The sequence below is a fragment of the Mycobacterium sp. MYCO198283 genome, assembly GCF_021213805.1.
Lineage (GTDB): Bacteria > Actinomycetota > Actinomycetes > Mycobacteriales > Mycobacteriaceae > Mycobacterium.
The window spans coordinates 1-18591 of the sequence record NZ_JAJQJI010000007.1 but is presented as its reverse complement, the minus strand read 5'-3'; the positions used below and the strand labels follow the sequence as shown (position 1 = coordinate 18591).

The following is an 18591-nucleotide window of genomic DNA, read 5'->3' as shown; positions in this document are numbered from 1 at the left end:
ATGCACACTGACGGCATGACCTCGTCCCTGAGCGTAGCGGTGGCCGGCGCCAGCGGATATGCCGGCGGTGAGATCCTGCGGCTGCTGCTCGGCCATCCCGCGCTGGCCGACGGCCGGTTGACCATCGGCGCGTTGACCGCCGCGGCCAGCGCCGGCAGCCGGCTCGCCGAGCATCATCCGCACCTGCTGCCGCTGGCCGACCGGGTGCTGGAGAACACCGACGCCCAGACGCTCGCCGGCCACGACGTGGTGTTCCTCGCGCTGCCGCACGGCCACTCCGCGGTGCTCGCCGAGCAGCTGGGTTCGGACCCGCTCATCATCGACTGCGGCGCTGATTTCCGGCTGACCGACGCGAGCGTGTGGAACCGCTTCTACGGCGGCGAGCATGCGGGCAGCTGGCCCTACGGCCTGCCCGAGCTGCCCGGTGGCCGCGACCGCCTGCGGGGGACCCGGCGCGTCGCCGTGCCCGGCTGCTATCCGACCGCGGCGCTGCTCGCGCTGTGGCCGGCCGTCGCAGCGAGCCTCATCGAGCCGGCGGTCACGATCGTCGCCGTCAGCGGCACGTCGGGCGCCGGCCGGGCCGCCAAGACCGACCTGCTGGGTTCGGAGGTGATGGGGTCGGCGCGGGCCTACAACATCGCGGGCGCACACCGGCACACGCCCGAGATCGCGCAGGGGCTGCGCGCCGCGGGCGACGGCGAGGTCACGGTGTCGTTCACGCCCGTACTCGTCCCGATGTCCCGGGGCATCCTCGCGACGTGCACCGCGCGCACCACGGCGTCGTCGTCGGAGCTGCGCGCCGCCTACGAAAAGGCCTACGGCGCAGAGCCGTTCATCCACCTGCTGGCCGACGGCGCTCTGCCGCGCACCGGCTCGGTCATCGGCAGCAACGCCGCGCAACTGGCCGTCGGCGTCGACGAGGACGCCTCGACGTTCGTGGCGGTGTGCGCGATCGACAACCTCGTCAAGGGCACGGCGGGCGCCGCGGTGCAGTCGATGAACCTGGCGCTCGGTTGGCCCGAGACCGACGGGCTCTCGACGGTCGGAGTGGCGCCGTGACGCTGCTGCGCAGCCAGGGCGTCACCGCCCCGGCCGGTTTCCGTGCCGCCGGCATCGCCGCGGGCATCAAGGCGTCGGGCAAGCGTGACCTGGCGCTGGTGCTCAACGAGGGTCCGGACCACGCCGCGGCCGGCGTCTTCACCCGCAACCAGATCAAGGCCGCGCCGGTGCTGTGGACCCGGCAGGTGCTCACCACCGGCCGGCTGCGGGCGGTGGTGCTCAACTCCGGCGGCGCCAACGCCTGCACCGGGCCCGCGGGGTTCCAGGACACCCATGCCACCGCCGAAGCCGTCGCGGCGGCGCTCAGCGACTGGGGCACCGAGACCGGGGCCATCGAGGTCGGCGTGTGCTCGACCGGGCTGATCGGCGACCGGCTGCCGATGGATCGGGTGCTCGCCGGCGTCCGGGACATCGTGCACGAGATCGGCGGCGGGCTGTCCGGCGGCACCGAGGCCGCCGAGGCGATCATGACCACCGACACCGTGCCCAAGCAGGTGGCGCTGCACCACCCGGGCAACTGGACCGTCGGCGGCATGGCCAAGGGCGCCGGCATGCTGGCGCCGTCGCTGGCCACGATGCTCGCGGTGATCACGACGGACGCGGTCGCCGACGCCGCCGCGCTGGACCGCGCGCTGCGACACGCGGCGGCGCAGACGTTCGACCGGCTCGACATCGACGGCAGCTGCTCCACCAACGACACGGTGCTGCTGCTCGCCTCCGGCGCCAGCGAGGTGCGGCCGGGCCGAGACGAGCTGGACGCCGCAGTGCGCGCCGTCTGCGACGACCTGTGCGCGCAGCTGCAGGCCGACGCCGAGGGAGTCACCAAGCGCGTCGTCGTCACAGTGTCCGGCGCGCCGACCGAGGACGACGCCGTCGCCGTCGCCCGGACCGTGGCCCGCGACAGCCTCGTCAAGACCGCGCTGTTCGGCTCGGATCCCAACTGGGGGCGCGTGGTCGCCGCCGTGGGCATGGCCCCGGTGACCCTCGACCCCGAGCGGATCACCGTGGCGTTCAACGGCACCGCCGTGTTCACCGACGGCACCGGCGTACCCGGCGCGCGGGAGGTCGACCTGTCCGGCGAGGACATCGAGGTGACGGTGGACCTCGGGCTGGGTGAGGCCCGGGCCGCGATCCGCACCACGGACCTCTCACACGGCTACGTCGAAGAGAACTCGGCGTACAGCTCGTGACCGCCACCCCGACGAAGGCCCGGGTGCTGGCCGAAGCGCTGCCGTGGCTCAAGGAGCTGCACGACAAGATCGTCGTGGTCAAGTACGGCGGCAACGCGATGACCGACGACGCGCTCAAAGCCGCGTTCGCCGCCGACATGGTGTTCCTGCGCAACTGCGGCATCCACCCGGTCGTCGTGCACGGCGGCGGCCCGCAGATCACCGCCATGCTGACGCGCCTCGGGATCGCCGGCGAGTTCAAGGGCGGCTTCCGCGTCACCACGCCCGAGGTGCTCGACGTCGCCCGGATGGTGCTCTTCGGGCAGGTCGGCCGCGAGCTGGTCGGCCTGATCAACGCGCACGGCCCGTACGCGGTCGGCATCACCGGCGAGGACGCCGGGTTGTTCACCGCGGTGCGGCGCAGCGTGCTCGTCGACGGCGTGGCCACCGACATCGGGCTGGTCGGCGACGTCGATCGGGTGAACACCGCCGCGGTGGTGGATCTCATTGCCGCCGGCCGCATCCCGGTGGTGTCGACCATCGCCCCGGACGCCGACGGCGTGGTCCACAACATCAACGCCGACACCGCCGCGGCCGCGCTGGCCGAGGCGCTCGGAGCGCACCGACTGCTGATGCTCACCGACATCGAGGGCCTGTACACCCGCTGGCCGGACCGCGGGTCGCTGGTCAGCGAGATCGACAGCGCCGCGCTCGCGCAGCTGCTGCCGACGCTGGAGACCGGCATGGTGCCCAAGATCGAGGCCTGCCTGCGGGCGGTCGGCGGCGGTGTGCCCAGCGCCCACGTGATCGACGGCCGCGTCGAGCACTGCGTGCTGGTCGAATTGTTCACCGACGCCGGAACGGGAACGAAGGTCATTCGATGACGGACGAACTGTTGACGCGGTGGAACGCCGTGATGATGAACAACTACGGCACCCCGCCGCTGGCGCTGGTGAGCGGCGACGGCGCGGTGGTGGTCGACGAGGCGGGCAAGAGCTACCTCGACCTGCTCGGCGGGATCGCGGTGAACCTGCTCGGCCACCGCCACCCGGCGGTGATCGCCGCGGTCACCGAACAACTGTCGACGCTCGGGCACACCTCGAACCTGTACGCGACCGAACCCGCGATCGCGCTCGCCGAGGCGCTCGTCGCGCACCTGGGCGTCGGCGGGGCGACGGCGGACGTCACGGCCAGGGTCTTCTTCTGCAACTCCGGCGCCGAGGCCAACGAGGTCGCGTTCAAGATCACCCGGCTGACCGGCCGGACGAAGATCGTTGCGGCACAGGGCGCTTTCCACGGCCGCACCATGGGGTCGCTGGCGCTCACCGGCCAGCCGGCGAAGCAGGCGCCGTTCGCGCCGCTGCCCGGCGACGTCAGCCACGTGCCCTACGGCGACGTCGAGGCGCTCACCGCGGCGGTCGACGATCGCACCGCCGCGGTGTTCCTCGAGCCGATCATGGGGGAGGGCGGCGTCGTCACGCCGCCGCCCGGCTATCTGGCGGCGGCCCGCGAGGTGACGACCCGGCACGGCGCGTTGCTGGTGCTCGACGAGGTACAGACCGGAATGGGCCGCACCGGAACGTTTTTCGCCCACCAGCAGGCCGGCATCACGCCCGACGTGGTGACGCTCGCCAAGGGCCTCGGCGGCGGGCTGCCCATCGGCGCCTGCCTGGCCGTCGGCGACGCGGCCGACCTGCTGACGCCCGGCCTGCACGGCAGCACGTTCGGCGGGAACCCGGTGTGCGCGGCCGCCGCCCTCGCCGTGCTGCGCACGCTGGCCGCCGACGATCTGCTGAATCGTGCTGCGGCGCTGGGCAAGACGCTGCACTCCGGCATCGAGGCGCTGCACCATCCGCTGGTCGACCACGTCCGGGGCCGCGGCCTGCTGTGTGGGATCGTGCTGACGGAGCCGCAGGCCAAGGCCGTCGAGCTCGCCGCGCGCGACGCCGGCTTCCTGGTGAACGCCGCCGCGCCCGACGTGGTGCGGCTCGCGCCGCCGCTGATCCTCACCGACGCGCAGCTGGAGTCGTTTCTCACCGCCCTGCCCGCCGTGCTCGACGCGAGCGTGGCGTCGTGAGCGGGCCGCGCCACCTGCTGCGCGATGACGATCTGCAGCCCGCCGAGCAGGCCGAGATCCTCGCGCTGGCCGCCGAACTGAAGCGCGCGCCGACCAGCCGCCGCCCGTTGGAGGGGCCGCGCGGCGTCGCGGTGATCTTCGACAAGAACTCCACGCGCACCCGGTTTTCGTTCGAGGTCGGCATCGCCCAGCTCGGCGGCCACGCCGTGGTCGTCGACGGCCGCAGTACGCAGCTCGGCCGCGACGAGACGCTCGAAGACACCGGCCGGGTGCTGTCGCGCTTCGTCGACGCCATCGTGTGGCGCACCTTCGGCCAGGAGCGGCTGACGGCGATGGCCGCCGGGGCGACGGTGCCGGTCGTCAACGCGCTCTCCGACGACTTCCATCCCTGCCAGGTGCTCGCCGACCTGCAGACGCTCGCCGAGCGCAAGGGGTCGCTGCGGGGCCTGCGGATGTCCTACTTCGGTGACGGCGCCAACAACATGGCGCACTCGCTGCTGCTGGGCGGCGTGACCGCCGGGATCGACGTCACGGTCGCCGCGCCCGCCGCCTTTTCCCCGGCCGCGGGCGTGCTGGCCGCGGCCCGCGAGCGCGCCACCCAGACCGGGGCCCGCGTCGAGGTCACCGACGATCCCGCGGCCGCCGCCCGCGGCGCCGATGTCCTGGTCACCGACACCTGGACGTCGATGGGGCAGGAGGACGACGGCCTCGACCGCGTCGGACCGTTCCGCCCCTACCAAGTGAACGGCGACCTGCTGGCGCTCGCCGATTCGGCTGCCGTCGTGCTGCACTGCCTGCCCGCCCACCGCGGCGAGGAGATCACCGACGAGGTGCTCGACGGGCCGCGCAGCGCGGTGTGGGACGAGGCCGAGAACCGGCTCCACGCCCAAAAGGCGCTACTGGTGTGGCTGCTGGAGCAGTCGTCGTGAGCTCGGCGCCCGAGGTCAGCACGAACCGCGCCGGCCGGCAGGCACGCATCGTCGCCATCCTCGCCGAGCGTGCTGTGCGCAGCCAGGGTGAGCTCGCGGCGGCGCTGGCCGCCGAGGGCATCGAGGTCACCCAGGCGACGCTGTCCCGCGATCTCGACGAGCTCGGGGCGGTCAAGCTGCGCGGCGCCGACGGCGGACCGGGCGTCTACGTGGTGCCCGAGGACGGCAGCCCGGTGCGCGGCGTGTCCGGTGGCACCGAGCGGCTGTCGCGGCTGCTGGGCGACCTGCTGGTGTCCACCGACGCCAGCGGCAACCTCGCGGTGCTGCGCACCCCGCCCGGCGCGGCGCACTATCTCGCCAACGCGATCGACCGGGCCGCGCTGCCCTACGTCGTGGGCACCATCGCCGGCGACGACACCATCGCCGTCGTCGCCCGCGAGCCCGTCACCGGCGCCGAGCTGGCGCACCGGTTCGAGACCCTCACCTAGCAGTACCGAGTAAGGAGAACCCCTCATGTCCGAACGCGTCATCCTGGCCTACTCCGGCGGGCTCGACACCTCGGTGGCGATCAGCTGGATCGGCAAGGAGACCGGCCGCGAGGTCGTCGCCGTGGCGATCGATCTCGGCCAGGGCGGCGAGGACATGGAGGTGGTGCGGCAGCGTGCGCTCGACTGCGGCGCGGTGGAGGCCGTCGTCGTCGACGCCCGCGACGAGTTCGCCGAGCAGTACTGCCTGCCGACCATCCAGTCGAACGCGCTCTACATGGACCGCTATCCGCTGGTGTCGGCGATCAGCCGGCCGCTGATCGTCAAGCACCTGGTGGCGGCGGCCCGCGAGCACGGCGGCAGCACCGTCGCGCACGGCTGCACCGGCAAGGGCAACGACCAGGTGCGCTTCGAGGTCGGTTTCGCCTCGCTCGCACCGGATCTGCAGGTGCTGGCACCGGTCCGCGACTACGCCTGGACCCGCGAGAAGGCCATCGCATTCGCCGAGGAGAACGCCATCCCGATCAACGTCACCAAGCGCTCGCCGTTCTCGATCGACCAGAACGTCTGGGGCCGGGCGGTCGAGACGGGCTTCCTGGAGCACCTGTGGAACGCGCCGACCAAGGACGTCTACGACTACACCGAGGATCCGACCGTCAACTGGAGCACGCCCGACGAGGTGGTCGTCGGCTTCGAGCGCGGGGTGCCGGTCTCCGTCGACGGCCGTCCGGTGTCGGTGCTGGAGGCGATCGTCGAGCTGAATCGCCGCGGCGGCGCGCAGGGCGTCGGCCGGCTCGACGTGGTGGAGGACCGGCTGGTGGGCATCAAGAGCCGCGAGATCTACGAGGCGCCCGGGGCGATGGTGCTCATCACCGCGCACACCGAGCTGGAGCACGTCACCCTCGAGCGCGAACTGGGCCGGTTCAAGCGGCACACCGACCAGCGGTGGAGCGAGCTGGTATACGACGGGCTGTGGTACTCGCCGCTCAAGACCGCGCTCGAGGCCTTCGTCGCGCACACGCAGGAGCACGTCAGCGGCGAGATCCGGCTCGTGCTGCACGGCGGGCACATCGCGGTGAACGGACGCCGGAGCCGGGAATCTCTCTACGACTTCAACCTGGCGACCTACGACGAGGGCGACACCTTCGACCAGTCGGCCGCCAAGGGCTTCGTCCACGTCCACGGCCTGAGCTCGGCGATCTCGGCCCGCCGCGACCTGGGCCTCACGTGACCGCCGCCCCCCCGTCACCGCGACCGTGCGTGTCTGTACGCCGGCACGCCGCGCAATGCGGACAACAGCGCACGCTCGCGGGGCTTCGGTGAGCACCGGCGGCACCAACGAGGGATCGCTGTGGGGCGGCCGGTTCGCCGCTGGCCCGTCGCCGGCGCTGGCCGCACTCAGCAAGTCGACGCACTTCGACTGGGTGCTCGCGCCCTACGACATCGCGGCGTCCACGGCGCACACCAAGGTGCTGCACGCCGCCGGCCTGCTGACCGACGAGCAACGCGACGGCCTGCTCGCCGGCCTCAACCAGCTCGCCGCCGACGTCGCCGACGGCAGCTTCGGCCCGGCCGACAGCGACGAGGACGTGCACGGTGCGCTGGAACGCGGCCTGATCGAACGCGTCGGCGCCGACCTCGGCGGCCGGCTGCGCGCGGGCCGGTCCCGCAACGACCAGGTGGCGACGCTGTTTCGGCTGTGGCTCCGCGACGCCGTCCGACGCGTCGCCCGCGGCGCGCTACAGGTCATCTCGGCGCTGACGACGCAGGCGGCCGCCCACCCGACCGCGATCATGCCGGGCAAGACCCATTTGCAGTCGGCGCAGCCGGTGATGCTGGCCCACCACCTGCTGGCGCACGCGCATCCGCTGCTGCGCGACCTCGACCGGCTCGCCGACGCCGACCGCCGCGCCGCGGTGTCCCCGTACGGCTCCGGCGCGCTGGCCGGGTCGTCGCTGGGCCTCGATCCCGACGCGATCGCGGCCGATCTCGGCTTCGCGGCCGCGGCGGACAACTCGATCGACGCGACCGCTGCCCGGGACTTCGCCGCCGAGGCCGCGTTCGTCTTCGCGATGATCGCCGTCGACCTGTCCCGGCTGGCCGAGGACGTCATTCTGTGGAGCTCGACGGAGTTCGGCTACGTGACGCTGCACGACGCGTGGTCGACGGGCAGCTCGATCATGCCGCAGAAGAAGAACCCGGACATCGCGGAGCTGGCGCGCGGCAAGGCCGGGCGGTTGATCGGCAACCTCACCGGGCTGCTCGCGACGCTCAAGGCGCAGCCGCTGGCGTACAACCGCGACCTGCAGGAGGACAAGGAGCCGCTGTTCGACGCAGTGGCGCAACTCGAGCTGCTGCTGCCGGCGATGGCGGGGCTGGTCGGCACCCTGACCTTTCACACCGATCGCATGGCGGCGCTGGCCCCGGCCGGCTACACCCTGGCCACCGACATCGCCGAGTGGATGGTGCGCCGCGGCGTGCCGTTCCGGATCGCGCACGAGGCAGCGGGCGCCGCGGTGCGGGCGGCGGAGGCCCGCGGCGTCGGGCTGGCCGACCTCGGAGACGACGAGTTCGCCGCCATCCACCCGACGCTCACCGGGGAGGTGCGCGACGTGCTCACGATCGAAGGGTCGGTGGCGTCCCGCGACGCCCGCGGCGGCACCGCACCCGCCCAGGTCGCCCGCCAGCTCGCCGTGGTGCGCGAGACCGCCGACCGGCTCGCGGCACGCCTCCTCGGCTGACCCGCGTCCGGTGCGCCGACGGGTCGACGCGGATCGTCAGTCGTCGGCGGCGGCCAGCCAGGCGTTCTCCAGCTCGTCCTTGCGGGTCTGGAGGTCGTCCAGTTCGCGGTTGAGCTCACCGAGCCGCACGTGATCGTTGGCGGCGTCGGCCATGGTCTGGTGCAGCCGGCCGATCCGGTCGTCCAGCTTGCCGAGCTGACTTTCGATGCGGCCCAACTCCTTGGCGGTGCGGCGCTGCCGTGCCGCGTCGGACTCGCCGCGCTCGACCGGTTGTGCCCGCGACGGGTTCTGCTCGCGGCCGCTGCGCTGCTCCAGGTACTGGTCAAGCCCACCCGGCAGCATGACGCACCGCCCGTCGCCGGTCATCGCGTAGGTGACGTCGCAGACCCGCTCCAGGAAGTACCGGTCGTGGGTGACGACGAGCAGGGTGCCGGGCCAGCCGTCGAGGTAGTCCTCGATGACGGTCAGGGTGTCGATGTCCAAGTCGTTGGTGGGCTCGTCGAGCAACAGCACGTTCGGCTCGTCGAGCAGCATCCGCAGGAACTGCAGCCGGCGCTTCTCGCCGCCGGACAGCTCGCCGATGCGGGTGGTCAGCTTGTCGCCGGTGAAGCCGAACTCCTCCAGCAGTGTCGACACGCTCGTCTCGCGACCGCCCGCCAGCTCGGTGATGCGGCGGCGGCTCTCGACCGCGTCGAGCACCCGGTCGGCCGGGTCGAGCTCGCTCAGCCCCTGGCTCAGATGCCCGATCCGCAGCGTCGTCCCGCGCTTGACGGTGCCCGCCGTCGGCTGCAGGTCACCGGCCAGCAGCCGCAGCACCGTCGTCTTACCGCTGCCGTTGACCCCGACCAGCCCGATCCGGGCGCCCGGTCCGATGGACCAGTCGAGCCCGTCGAGCACCCGCTGCGGCGGATCGCCAACCTCGAGCATCACCCGATGCAGGTCGAAGACGTCCTTGCCCAGCCGCGACATCGCAAACCGCTGCAGCACCAGCGGGTCGCGTGGCGGCGGTTCGTCGGCGATCAGCGCGTTCGCGGCCTGGATGCGGAACCGCGGTTTCGACGTGCGGGCGGGTGGGCCGCGGCGCAGCCACGCCAGCTCCTTGCGCAGCAGGTTCTTGCGCCGCGCGGCGACGCCCGCTGCGAGGCGGAGACGCTCGGCGCGGGCGAGGACGTACGCCGAGTAGCCGCCGTCGTAGGCGTCGACCGTGCCGTCGTGCACCTCCCACATCCGGGTGCACACCGCGTCGAGGAACCACCGGTCGTGGCTCACCACGATCAGCGCCCGCGGGCGTCGGGTGGTGAGCTGCTGCGCCAGCCAGCCGATGGCCTCGACGTCGAGGTGGTTGGTCGGCTCGTCGAGCACCAGCACGTCGTGATCGCCGAGCAGGATTGCGGCCAGCGCCACCCGCCGCCGCTCGCCGCCACTGAGACCGCGGACCGATGCGTCCATCGGCACGTCGCCCAACAGCTGCTCCACCACGGTCCGGGTGGCGGCGTCGGCGGCCCAGACGTGGTCGTCGCGGCCGTTGACGACGATCCGGCGCACGGTCGCGGTGTCGTCGAATTCGTCGGCCTGCGTCAGATAGCCGATCGAGAGTCCCGCCGTGTGCGTGACCCGCCCGCTGTCCGGCGGGTGCACCTTCGTCAGCACCTCGAGCAGCGTCGTCTTCCCGCCGCCGTTGCGGCCCACCACACCGAGCGCGTCGCCGTCGTCGACACCGAGGCTCACGTCGCGCAACAGCGTGCGCGTGCCGTAGCTGACGGTCACCCGTTCGGTGTTGATGAGATTTGCCATCGCACGCCGATCCTAGGTGCTATCCCGGAGTGCCGATCTCGCCGAGGGCCTACCGGGTGCTGTGCCATGATGACCCGGTGACGAGGGGTTTTTGCGTCCTGCGCAGGGAGCGGCCGTGGTGAGCCTGTCGCCGATCACCCGGCCGGTCGGTCGGCTGCTGGCGACCGCGCAGAACGGCATCGAGGTGCTGCGGTACGGCGGCCTGGAAACCGGCACCAAGCCGTCGCCGTTCCAGGTGGTCGAGAGCGTGCCGATGTACCGGCTACGCCGCTACTTCCCGGCCGACGACCGCCCCGGGAGCCGGTCGGCCGGCCCGCCGGTGCTGATGGTGCACCCGATGATGATGTCGGCCGACATGTGGGACGTGACCCGTGAGGACGGCGCGGTCGGTATCTTGCACCGCGCCGGGATCGACCCGTGGGTCATCGATTTCGGTTCTCCGGATCGCGTCGAGGGCGGCATGCAGCGCACGCTCGCCGACCACGTGGTCGCGGTCAGCGAGGCGGTCGACACCGTCCGGCGGATCACCGACCGCGACGTCCACCTCGCCGGCTATTCGCAGGGTGGCATGTTCTGCTACCAGTCGGCCGCCTACCGCCGGTCGAAGGACCTCGCGAGCATCATCACGTTCGGTGCGCCCGTCGACACGCTGGCCGCGTTGCCCCTGGGGATCCCCGCCGGGCTCGGCGCCGCCGGTGCGAACTTCATGGCCGACCACGTGTTCAACCGCATCGACATCCCGGGCTGGTTGGCGCGCACCGGCTTCCAGATGCTCGACCCGATCAAGACGGCGCAGGCCCGCATCGACTTCCTGCGCCAGCTCCACGACCGCGAAGCGCTGCTGCCGCGGGAGAACCAGCGGCGCTTCCTGGCGTCGGAAGGGTGGATCGCCTGGTCGGGCCCGGCCATCTCCGAGCTGCTCAAGCAGTTCGTCGCGCACAACCGGATGATGACCGGCGGATTCTCCATCAACGGCGAGTTGCTGACGCTCAACGACATCAACTGCCCCGTGCTGGCGGTCGTCGGCGAGGTCGACGACATCGGGCAGCCGGCGTCCGTGCGCGGCATCAAACGCGCCGCACCGCAGGCCGACGTCTACGAATTCTCCATCCGCGCAGGACACTTCGGCCTGGTCGTCGGATCCCGCGCAGCGTCGGAGACGTGGCCGACGGTCGCCGCCTGGGTGCGGTGGCTGGAGGAGGGCGGCGACATGCCCGAGGACGTGACGCCGATGTCGTCGCAACCGGTCGAGCCGGACCAGAGCGGCGTCGCGCTGACGTCGCGCCTGGCACACGGCGCGGCCGCCGCCACCGAGGTCACCCTGGACCTCGTGCGCTCCGCCGCGGGCGCGGCGGTGTCGGTGAACAAGTCGGCCCGTGCGCTCGCGGTCGAGACCGCCCGCACGCTGCCGCGGCTGGCTCGCCTCGGTCAGATCAACGACCACACCCGCATCTCGCTCGGCCGGATCATGGGCGAGCAGGCGGCGGGCGCGCCGAGCGGCGAGTTCCTGCTGTTCGACGGCCGGGTGCACACCTATGAGGCCGTCGACCGCCGCGTCGACAACGTCGTGCGTGGCCTCATCGCGGTGGGCGTGCGGCAGGGCGCGCACGTCGGTGTCCTGATGGAGACGCGGCCCAGCGCCCTGGTGGCGATCGCGGCGCTGAGCCGGCTGGGCGCGGTGGCGGTGCTGATGCCGCCCGACGCCGACCTCGCCAAGGCGGCGCGGCTCGGCGGTGTCAGCGAGATCATCACCGACCCGGCGAACCTCGATGCGGCGCGGCAGCTCCCCATCCAGGTGCTGGTGCTCGGCGGCGGCGAGAGCCGCGACCTCAACCTGCCCGCGGACTCCGACGTCATCGACATGGAGAAGATCAACCCCGACGGGGTGGCGCTGCCCGGCTGGTACCGCCCGAACCCGGCGCTCGCCCGCGACCTGGCGTTCGTCGTGTTCAGCTCCGTCGGCGGCGACCTGATCGCGCGGCAGATCACCAACCACCGCTGGGCGCTGTCGGCGTTCGGCACCGCGTCGGCGGCGAACCTGTCGCGCGGGGACACCGTGTACTGCCTCACGCCGCTGCACCACCAGTCGGGCCTGCTGGTGGCGCTCGGCGGCGCGGTCGTCGGCGGCTCCCGCATCGCGTTGTCCCGTGGCCTCCAGCCGGACCGGTTCATCCACGAGGTGCGCCGCTACGGCGTGACGGTGGTGTCCTACACCTGGGCGATGCTGCGCCAGGTGATCGACCATCCGGGCTTCACGATGCAAGGCAACCACCCGGTGCGGCTGTTCATCGGCTCCGGGATGCCGACCGGTCTGTGGAAGCGGCTCACCGACCACTTCGCCCCCGCGGGCGTCGTGGAGTTCTTCGCCACCACCGACGGACAAGCCGTGCTGGCCAACGTCTCGGGCGCGAAGATCGGCAGCAAGGGCCGGCCGCTGCCCGGCGGTGGCCAGATCGCCCTGGCCGCCTACGACCCCGAAGACGACCTCATCCTCGAGGACGACCGCGGGTTCGTCCGTCGCGCCGAGACCGGCGAGGTCGGGGTGCTGCTCGCACGGCCGCGCGGCCCGATCGATCCCGAGGCATCCGTCAAGCGCGGTGTCTTCGCGCCGGCCGACACCTGGATCTCCACCGAGTACCTGTTTCGCCGCGACGCCGACGGCGACTACTGGCTGGTGGCGAACCGCTCGAACGTCGTCCACACCGAGCGCGGACCGGTGTTCCCCGAACCGGTGACCAACGCGGTCGGCCTGCTCGCCGGGGCGGATCTCGCGGTCACGTACTGCATCTCGGTGAACGGCCGCCAGCTGGCGGTCACCGCGATGACGCTGTGCCCGGGCGGCGAACTCTCGGCCGGCGACCTCAACGAGGTGCTCGCACCGCTGCCACCGGCCGAGCGGCCCGACATCGTGCACGTCGTCGGCGACCTACCGCTGACGGCGACCTACCGGCCGACGGTCGGACCGCTGCGCAAGCGCGGCATCCCCAAGGCGGGCCGCTCCGCCTGGTACCTGGGCGCCGACGGGGGCTACAAGCGGCTGACGGCTGCCGCCCGCGAGGCGCTGCTCGAGGGCGAGCGCCCGACGTGATGACACTGTTACGCTTCCCGCGGGCGGCAGCAGGTCGCCCGCTCGACCGGCTGGAGGACGAATGCCCTTGCGCGGCCCGAAGAAGCTCCTGACCGCCGTCTCGTCGACCATCGTGGTGGCTGCCGCCGTGAGCGGCGTCTCGCTGGGCGTCGGGACGGCCACCGCCTCCGCCGACGTGATCCGCGACCTGGCGTGCGAGTACAGCTCCGCCGGCGGCGCCGGCACGGTGTCCAGCCTGTTGAACGAGTCGTTGACCCTGAGCTCGCAGGGCTTCCGGCCCACGAAGGCGCAGCTGGCCGCGATCGAGGAGTCGCTGTCGTCGCGGCCGAACCAGGGACCGCTGATCAAGGCACTGCAGACCACCGTGGCCGCGCAGAAGGTGCTGCAGTCCGAGCAGCAGCTGCTCGCCGGCCAGCAGAGCCCGGTGTCCATCGGCGTGGTGCAGGGCGACCCGAACGATCCGTTCGCCACCTCCAATCCGCCGATCACCAGCGGTATCACCATCGGCGGCGGCGGCACCTACAAGATCGGTTCCAGCGCGGGCACGGTGCCCGGCGGATCCTGCGGCTGACCGGCGGTGCTCGACGAACGGCTGCTCAGCATCCTGGTCTGCCCCGCAGATCGCGGTCCGTTGCTGCTGGTCGGCGACGAGCTGCTCTACAACCCGCGGCTGCGCCGGGCGTACCGCATCGACGACGGCATTCCGGTGTTGCTGATCGACGAGGCGGTGGACGTCGACGAGGCGCGCCACCAGGAGCTCATCGCTCGAGCAGGGCGGCCGGAAGCTCGGTCGTGAAGTAGCGCTGCAGGTTCGGCGCGATCATCTCGACGATCGCGGGAACCGGCAGCGACGCCATGGGTTCCAGCTGCAGGATGTGGCGGGCCACCGCGATGCCGAGGATCTGGCTTGCGACGAATTCGGCCCGTATCGCGCCGGTGCCCGGGGGATCGTCCACCCTCGCCGCGAGTTCGGTGACGACGACGTCGCGCAGGAACGACCGGAACATCGCGATCTGTTCACCGGCCAGCGCCGATCGCAGCGACGCCACGAAGCCGACGCCGGCCTCCGAATCCCACAGCGACAGCACCAGTGTCGGCAGCACGACGCCGAGCTCGTCGACGGGCGCCGCACGCAGCCTCGTCAGCACCGCGCCCGGATCGACGTCGACGTCGATCGCGGCGGCGAACAGCCGCTCCTTGGTACCGAAGTAGTGGTGCACCAGCGCGGAGTCCACCCCGGCGTCGGCGGCGATCGCCCGCACCGAGGTCTTGCCGATCCCGTTCCGGGCGAACAGCTCCCGCGCACTGGCCAGAATCCGGTCCCGGCTGTCCGATCCGCCGCGCGGACGGCCCGGACGTTTCCCGGCGGCGCTCGTCGGCAACGCGTCAGGGCGTCCGGCGGCGCAAGGTGGCTGCCGCCAGCCCGAGCGCCGCGATCGCAAAGGACATGACGACGATGATGTCACGCAGTGCGGTCGACGTGAGATCCGGATGGGTGCCCACCTGCTGCAGCGCTTCGAGTGCGTAGCTTGCGGGCAGCGCGTTGCTGATCCACTCCAACCACTGCGGCATCAGGCTGCGGGACACGATGATGCCGCACAGCAACAGCTGCGGCACCACCACCACCGGCATGAACTGCACCGCCTGGAACTCGGTCCGGGCGAAGGCGCTGCACAGCAGCCCCAGCCCGACGCCGAGCACGGCGTTCGCGATTGCGATGACGAACACCCACAGCGGATGGCCGGACGTCTCGAAGCCGAGCAGCCAGAACGCGACCAGGCAGGTGACGGTGGCCTGCGCGGCCGCCGCGAGCGAGAACGCCGTGCCGTAGGCCGCGAGCAGGTCGGTGCGCCGCAGGGGCGTGGTCAGGATCCGCTCCAAGGTTCCCGAAGCGCGCTCCCGTTGCATCGAGATGGCGGTGATCAGGAACATCACGACCAGCGGCAGCAGCCCGAGCAGGATCAGGCAGGCGTGCTGGAAGGGCGCCGGGGCGCCCGGCCGCACCGGAACGTTCTGGAACATGAAGTACATCAGCGTGATGATCACGCTGGGGACCACCAGGATCATCGCCATGCTCCGGTGGTCGGCGGCGAGCTGACGCAGGATGCGGCGGGTCGTGGCGAGGTAGGGCCGCAGGCCGTTCGTCGTCACCGCGCCGGCGCGTCGTGGGGATCGGTGCTGCGCCGGATGACGGACAGGAACGCTTCCTCCAGTGACGTGCATGAGGTCTCCTCCCGGAGTCGTTGCGGGGTGGTGTGGGTCAGCAGCCGGCCGTCGCGCATCAGCAGCAGGTCGCCGCAGTGGTCGGCCTCGTCCATGACATGGCTCGAGACGAGCAGGGTGGTTCCGCCGCGAGCCAGTTCGCCGAATTGGTCCCATAGTTCGGTGCGCAGCACCGGGTCGAGGCCCACGGTGGGTTCGTCGAGCAGGAGGAGGTCGGGCCGGCCGACCAGCGCACACGCCAGCGAGACGCGGCTGCGCTGGCCGCCCGAGAGGGAACCGGTCATCGCGGTGCGGTGCGTCGTCAGTCCCACCCGGTCGACGGCGTCGTCCGCGTCGGCCGTCGACGCCCCCTGCAGTGCCGCGAAGTAGCGCACGTTGTCGACCACCCGCAGGTCGTCGTACACCGTGGGTGCCTGGGTGACGTAGCCGATCCGGTGCCGCAGCTCCGGCGAGCCGGCGGGCAGTCCCAACACCCGGACGGACCCCGCGGCGATCAGCTGAGTCCCCACGATGCTGCGGATGAGGGTCGTCTTCCCGCAGCCCGAGGGCCCGAGCAGGCCGGTGATGGTGCCGGCGGCAATCCGCACCGTGAGGTCGTGCAGGGCCGGCCGGCCGCCACGGACGACGCGGAGCCCGCGGATGTCGACCGCGGGCGTCCCGCCCGCGCACATTTCACCGCTCGATGAACTCATCATGTGATGAATATCCGCCTCGGCGGCAGGCGGTGTCAAGGGCCGGGCAGAATCGGCTCGGTGAGTGCCGCGGAACTGCTCGTCGACCCGGTGGCCGCGGCCCGCCGACTGCTCGGCGCCCGGCTCACCGGACGGGATGTCACCGCCGTGATCGTCGAGGTCGAGGCCTATGGCGGCACGCCGAGCGGCCCGTGGCCGGACGCCGCGGCACACTCGTACCGCGGTCCCGGCCCCCGCAATGCGGTGATGTTCGGGCCGCCTGGGCGGCTGTACACGTATCGGAGCCACGGCATCCACGTGTGCGCAAATGTGTCGTGCGGCCCGGACGGCACCGCCGCAGCCGTGCTGCTGCGGGCCGCCGCCATCGAGGACGGTGTTGCGGCGGCCCGCCGCCGGCGCCGAGACCTGGCCGATCCCGTCGCGCTGGCACGGGGACCGGGGAATCTGTGTGCGGCGCTCGGCATCACGCTGGCCGACAATGGCCGCGACCTGTTCGACGACCACGGCCCGGTGCGGCTGCGATTGAGCCGGCCGGCCGGCGACGACGAGATCGTCAGCGGACCGCGCGTCGGGGTGACCCAGGCCGCCGACCGCCCGTGGCGGCTCTGGCTCGCGGATCGGCGCGAGGTGTCGGCCTACCGGCGCAGCCCGCGCGCGGTCGCCCCCGGGCGAAGCGATTGAGCGGCTGCGGAAAGATCGCAGCATGTCCCCGACGATCATCGACGAGTTGCAGTGGCGCGGACTGATCGCGCAGTCGACCGACCTGGACGCGCTGACGGCCGAGATCAGCGCCGGACCGGTCACGGTGTACGCCGGATTCGACCCGACCGCGCCGAGCCTGCACGCCGGACATCTCGTGCCGCTGCTCGCGCTCCGGCGCTTCCAGCGCGCGGGTCATCGGCCGATCCTGCTGGCCGGCGGGGCCACCGGTCTGATCGGTGATCCCCGCGAGGTCGGGGAGCGCACCTTGAACACGGCCGACACCGTCGCGGAGTGGGCCGAACGCATCCGCGGGCAGCTCGAGCGGTTCGTCGACTTCGACGGGTCGGCGACCGGCGCGATCGTCGAGAACAACCTGACCTGGACGCGCGAGCTCGGTGCCATCGAGTTCCTCCGCGACATCGGGAAGTACTTCTCGGTGAACGTGATGCTCGACCGCGACACGATCCGGCGCCGGCTGGCGGGGGAGGGCATCTCCTACACGGAGTTCAGCTACATGCTGTTGCAGGCCAACGACTACGTCGAGCTGCACCGCCGCCATGGTTGCCGGCTTCAGATCGGCGGCTCCGACCAGTGGGGCAACATCGTCGCCGGCGTCCGGCTCGTCCGCCAGCAGTTGGGTCGAAGCGTCCACGCCCTCACCGTGCCGCTGGTCACCGCCGCAGACGGCACCAAGTTCGGGAAGTCGACCGGCGGCGGCAACCTTTGGCTCGACCCGGAGCTGACGAGCCCGTACGCGCTGTACCAGTACTTCATCAACACCGCCGACGCCGACGTGATGCGCTATCTGCGCTGGTTCACGTTCCTTTCCGCCGGCGAGCTCGCCGAGCTCGCCGACGCCACCGCGAACCGGCCCCACGAACGACGGGCGCAGCGACGCCTGGCCCAAGAGCTGACCACGCTGATCCACGGCGAGCAGGCCACCCGGGCGGTGGAACACGCCAGCCAGGCGCTGTTCGGTCGCGGCGACCTCGCCGCCCTCGACGAACGCACGCTTCGCGCCGCGTTGCAAGAGACCACCGTGGCGACCCTGGCGCCCGAGGCACCGGACGGCATCGTCGACCTCCTCGTCGACACCGCATTGTCGGCGAGCCGGGGAGCGGCCCGCCGCACCATCGCCGAGGGCGGCGTCTCGGTCAACAACGTGCGGATCACCGACGAGGACTGGCGCCCGTCACCCGGTGACTTCCTTCACGGCCAGTGGCTGGTGCTGCGCCGCGGGAAGCGGAACGTCGCCGGCGTGCGTCGGGTCGACGCATCCGGACGGTGACGAACCGGTGCGGCCGTGACAGCTCAGATCCGCCGTCTAGCAGGCGATTTGACTCGGCGTTAGCCCTGACGTAACTTATCTCAGGTCGCTGCGACACGGGTTTCGGCCCGGTGAGCGCGGCGGCCTCCCGGAGGATCATCCGCTGGTCGGATGTCTCCACTGTCCGCTCGACACGAACGCGGCTCTATGCCGCGGGATGGTTGCGCGAACGGCACGGGTGTGTTGTTTGAGAACTCAATAGTGTGTTTGGTGGTTTTTGTTTGTTGTTTTTTGGCTGCACCCTGTTTTCCCGTTTGTGGGTGTGGTTGTTTTTGTCAGCCTGTTGGTTGATGTTTGTCAGGTTT

The 18591-nt window shown here is 71.7% G+C and carries 17 protein-coding genes; 13 read left to right on the top strand and 4 right to left on the bottom strand.

Features of this window, described 5'->3' with window-relative positions; all coding sequences use genetic code 11:
- Window positions 1-15: 15 nt before the first annotated feature.
- The 8 genes from argC to argH are packed head-to-tail and all read left to right on the top strand — an operon-like array spanning window position 16 to window position 8460.
- On the top strand, window positions 16-1059 hold the full coding sequence (gene argC / locus LV457_RS14250) for an N-acetyl-gamma-glutamyl-phosphate reductase (RefSeq protein WP_232171866.1): 1044 nt from the start codon (window positions 16-18) through the stop codon (window positions 1057-1059).
- Entirely contained in the window at window positions 1014-2249 is a 1236-nt protein-coding gene (argJ, locus tag LV457_RS14245; protein ID WP_374198853.1) for a bifunctional glutamate N-acetyltransferase/amino-acid acetyltransferase ArgJ, read from the top strand. The genes argC and argJ overlap by 46 nt, the downstream gene beginning before the upstream one ends.
- Entirely contained in the window at window positions 2246-3112 is an 867-nt protein-coding gene (argB, locus tag LV457_RS14240) for an acetylglutamate kinase (protein WP_232171864.1), read from the top strand. Before argJ ends, argB begins: the two co-directional genes overlap by 4 nt.
- On the top strand, window positions 3109-4305 hold the full coding sequence (locus LV457_RS14235; RefSeq protein ID WP_232171863.1) for an acetylornithine transaminase: 1197 nt from the start codon (window positions 3109-3111) through the stop codon (window positions 4303-4305). Before argB ends, LV457_RS14235 begins: the two co-directional genes overlap by 4 nt.
- Window positions 4302-5234 carry an ornithine carbamoyltransferase gene (gene argF / locus LV457_RS14230; RefSeq protein WP_232171862.1) on the top strand — a complete coding sequence of 311 codons (933 nt, stop codon included), beginning with the start codon at window positions 4302-4304 and terminating at the stop codon, window positions 5232-5234. Before LV457_RS14235 ends, argF begins: the two co-directional genes overlap by 4 nt.
- Window positions 5210-5722, top strand: a complete 513-nt coding sequence (locus LV457_RS14225) for an arginine repressor (RefSeq protein ID WP_232171861.1) — start codon at window positions 5210-5212, stop codon at window positions 5720-5722. The genes argF and LV457_RS14225 overlap by 25 nt, the downstream gene beginning before the upstream one ends.
- 25 nt (window positions 5723-5747) lie before the next feature.
- Window positions 5748-6950, top strand: coding sequence for an argininosuccinate synthase (locus LV457_RS14220; protein ID WP_232171860.1), 1203 nt, complete (start codon window positions 5748-5750; stop codon window positions 6948-6950).
- Window positions 6951-7005: 55 nt separating this feature from the next.
- On the top strand, window positions 7006-8460 hold the full coding sequence (gene argH / locus LV457_RS14215; RefSeq protein WP_232171859.1) for an argininosuccinate lyase: 1455 nt from the start codon (window positions 7006-7008) through the stop codon (window positions 8458-8460).
- Between the two features lie 36 nt (window positions 8461-8496).
- On the opposite strand, the gene LV457_RS14210 is transcribed toward argH, so the two are convergent.
- A complete protein-coding gene (locus LV457_RS14210) occupies window positions 8497-10254 on the bottom strand; it encodes an ABC-F family ATP-binding cassette domain-containing protein (RefSeq protein ID WP_232171858.1) in 1758 nt (585 codons plus the stop codon).
- 118 nt (window positions 10255-10372) lie between these two features.
- Between LV457_RS14210 and LV457_RS14205 the strand changes: the two genes are divergently transcribed.
- The 3 genes from LV457_RS14205 to LV457_RS14195 all read left to right on the top strand — a co-directional run bounded on the left by LV457_RS14205 (window position 10373) and on the right by LV457_RS14195 (window position 14138).
- Window positions 10373-13342 (top strand): acyl-CoA synthetase, encoded by a 2970-nt coding sequence (locus LV457_RS14205; RefSeq protein ID WP_374198852.1) that lies wholly within the window; start codon window positions 10373-10375, stop codon window positions 13340-13342.
- A 61-nt stretch (window positions 13343-13403) separates the two neighbouring features.
- Window positions 13404-13913, top strand: a complete 510-nt coding sequence (locus tag LV457_RS14200) for a hypothetical protein (protein WP_232171856.1) — start codon at window positions 13404-13406, stop codon at window positions 13911-13913.
- 6 nt (window positions 13914-13919) lie between these two features.
- Window positions 13920-14138, top strand: coding sequence for a Trm112 family protein (locus LV457_RS14195; RefSeq protein ID WP_232171855.1), 219 nt, complete (start codon window positions 13920-13922; stop codon window positions 14136-14138).
- Here LV457_RS14195 and LV457_RS14190 read toward each other — a convergent pair.
- The 3 genes from LV457_RS14190 to LV457_RS14180 are packed head-to-tail and all read right to left on the bottom strand — an operon-like array spanning window position 14101 to window position 16260.
- Entirely contained in the window at window positions 14101-14724 is a 624-nt protein-coding gene (locus LV457_RS14190; RefSeq protein WP_232171854.1) for a TetR family transcriptional regulator, read from the bottom strand. The two genes, LV457_RS14195 and LV457_RS14190, sit on opposite strands and share 38 nt — an antisense overlap.
- 4 nt (window positions 14725-14728) lie before the next feature.
- On the bottom strand, window positions 14729-15478 hold the full coding sequence (locus LV457_RS14185; protein WP_232172110.1) for an ABC transporter permease: 750 nt from the start codon (window positions 15476-15478) through the stop codon (window positions 14729-14731).
- 11 nt (window positions 15479-15489) lie between these two features.
- A complete protein-coding gene (locus LV457_RS14180; RefSeq protein WP_232171853.1) occupies window positions 15490-16260 on the bottom strand; it encodes an ABC transporter ATP-binding protein in 771 nt (256 codons plus the stop codon).
- Window positions 16261-16317: 57 nt separating this feature from the next.
- Here LV457_RS14180 and LV457_RS14175 point away from each other — a divergent pair, with 57 nt between their 5' ends.
- Together LV457_RS14175 and tyrS are read left to right on the top strand one after the other, a co-directional pair.
- A complete protein-coding gene (locus tag LV457_RS14175) occupies window positions 16318-16938 on the top strand; it encodes a DNA-3-methyladenine glycosylase (protein WP_232171852.1) in 621 nt (206 codons plus the stop codon).
- A gap of 22 nt (window positions 16939-16960) precedes the next feature.
- Window positions 16961-18247: a tyrosine--tRNA ligase gene (gene tyrS / locus LV457_RS14170; RefSeq protein WP_232171851.1), complete on the top strand. Its 1287-nt coding sequence runs from the start codon at window positions 16961-16963 to the stop codon at window positions 18245-18247.
- Window positions 18248-18591 lie beyond the last annotated feature (344 nt).

What these genes read in the sequence shown, in the direction of transcription:
- LV457_RS14200 (WP_232171856.1), top strand. Translation starts at nt 13,404, where the DNA reads ATGCCCTTGCGCGGCCCGAAGAAGCTCCTGACCGCCGTCTCGTCGACC.
- LV457_RS14180 (WP_232171853.1), bottom strand. Translation starts at nt 16,260, where the DNA reads ATGATGAGTTCATCGAGCGGTGAAATGTGCGCGGGCGGGACGCCCGCG.
- tyrS (WP_232171851.1), top strand. Translation starts at nt 16,961, where the DNA reads ATGTCCCCGACGATCATCGACGAGTTGCAGTGGCGCGGACTGATCGCG.
- LV457_RS14235 (WP_232171863.1), top strand. Translation starts at nt 3,109, where the DNA reads ATGACGGACGAACTGTTGACGCGGTGGAACGCCGTGATGATGAACAAC.
- LV457_RS14220 (WP_232171860.1), top strand. Translation starts at nt 5,748, where the DNA reads ATGTCCGAACGCGTCATCCTGGCCTACTCCGGCGGGCTCGACACCTCG.
- argH (WP_232171859.1), top strand. Translation starts at nt 7,006, where the DNA reads ATGCGGACAACAGCGCACGCTCGCGGGGCTTCGGTGAGCACCGGCGGC.
- argC (WP_232171866.1), top strand. Translation starts at nt 16, where the DNA reads ATGACCTCGTCCCTGAGCGTAGCGGTGGCCGGCGCCAGCGGATATGCC.
- LV457_RS14210 (WP_232171858.1), bottom strand. Translation starts at nt 10,254, where the DNA reads ATGGCAAATCTCATCAACACCGAACGGGTGACCGTCAGCTACGGCACG.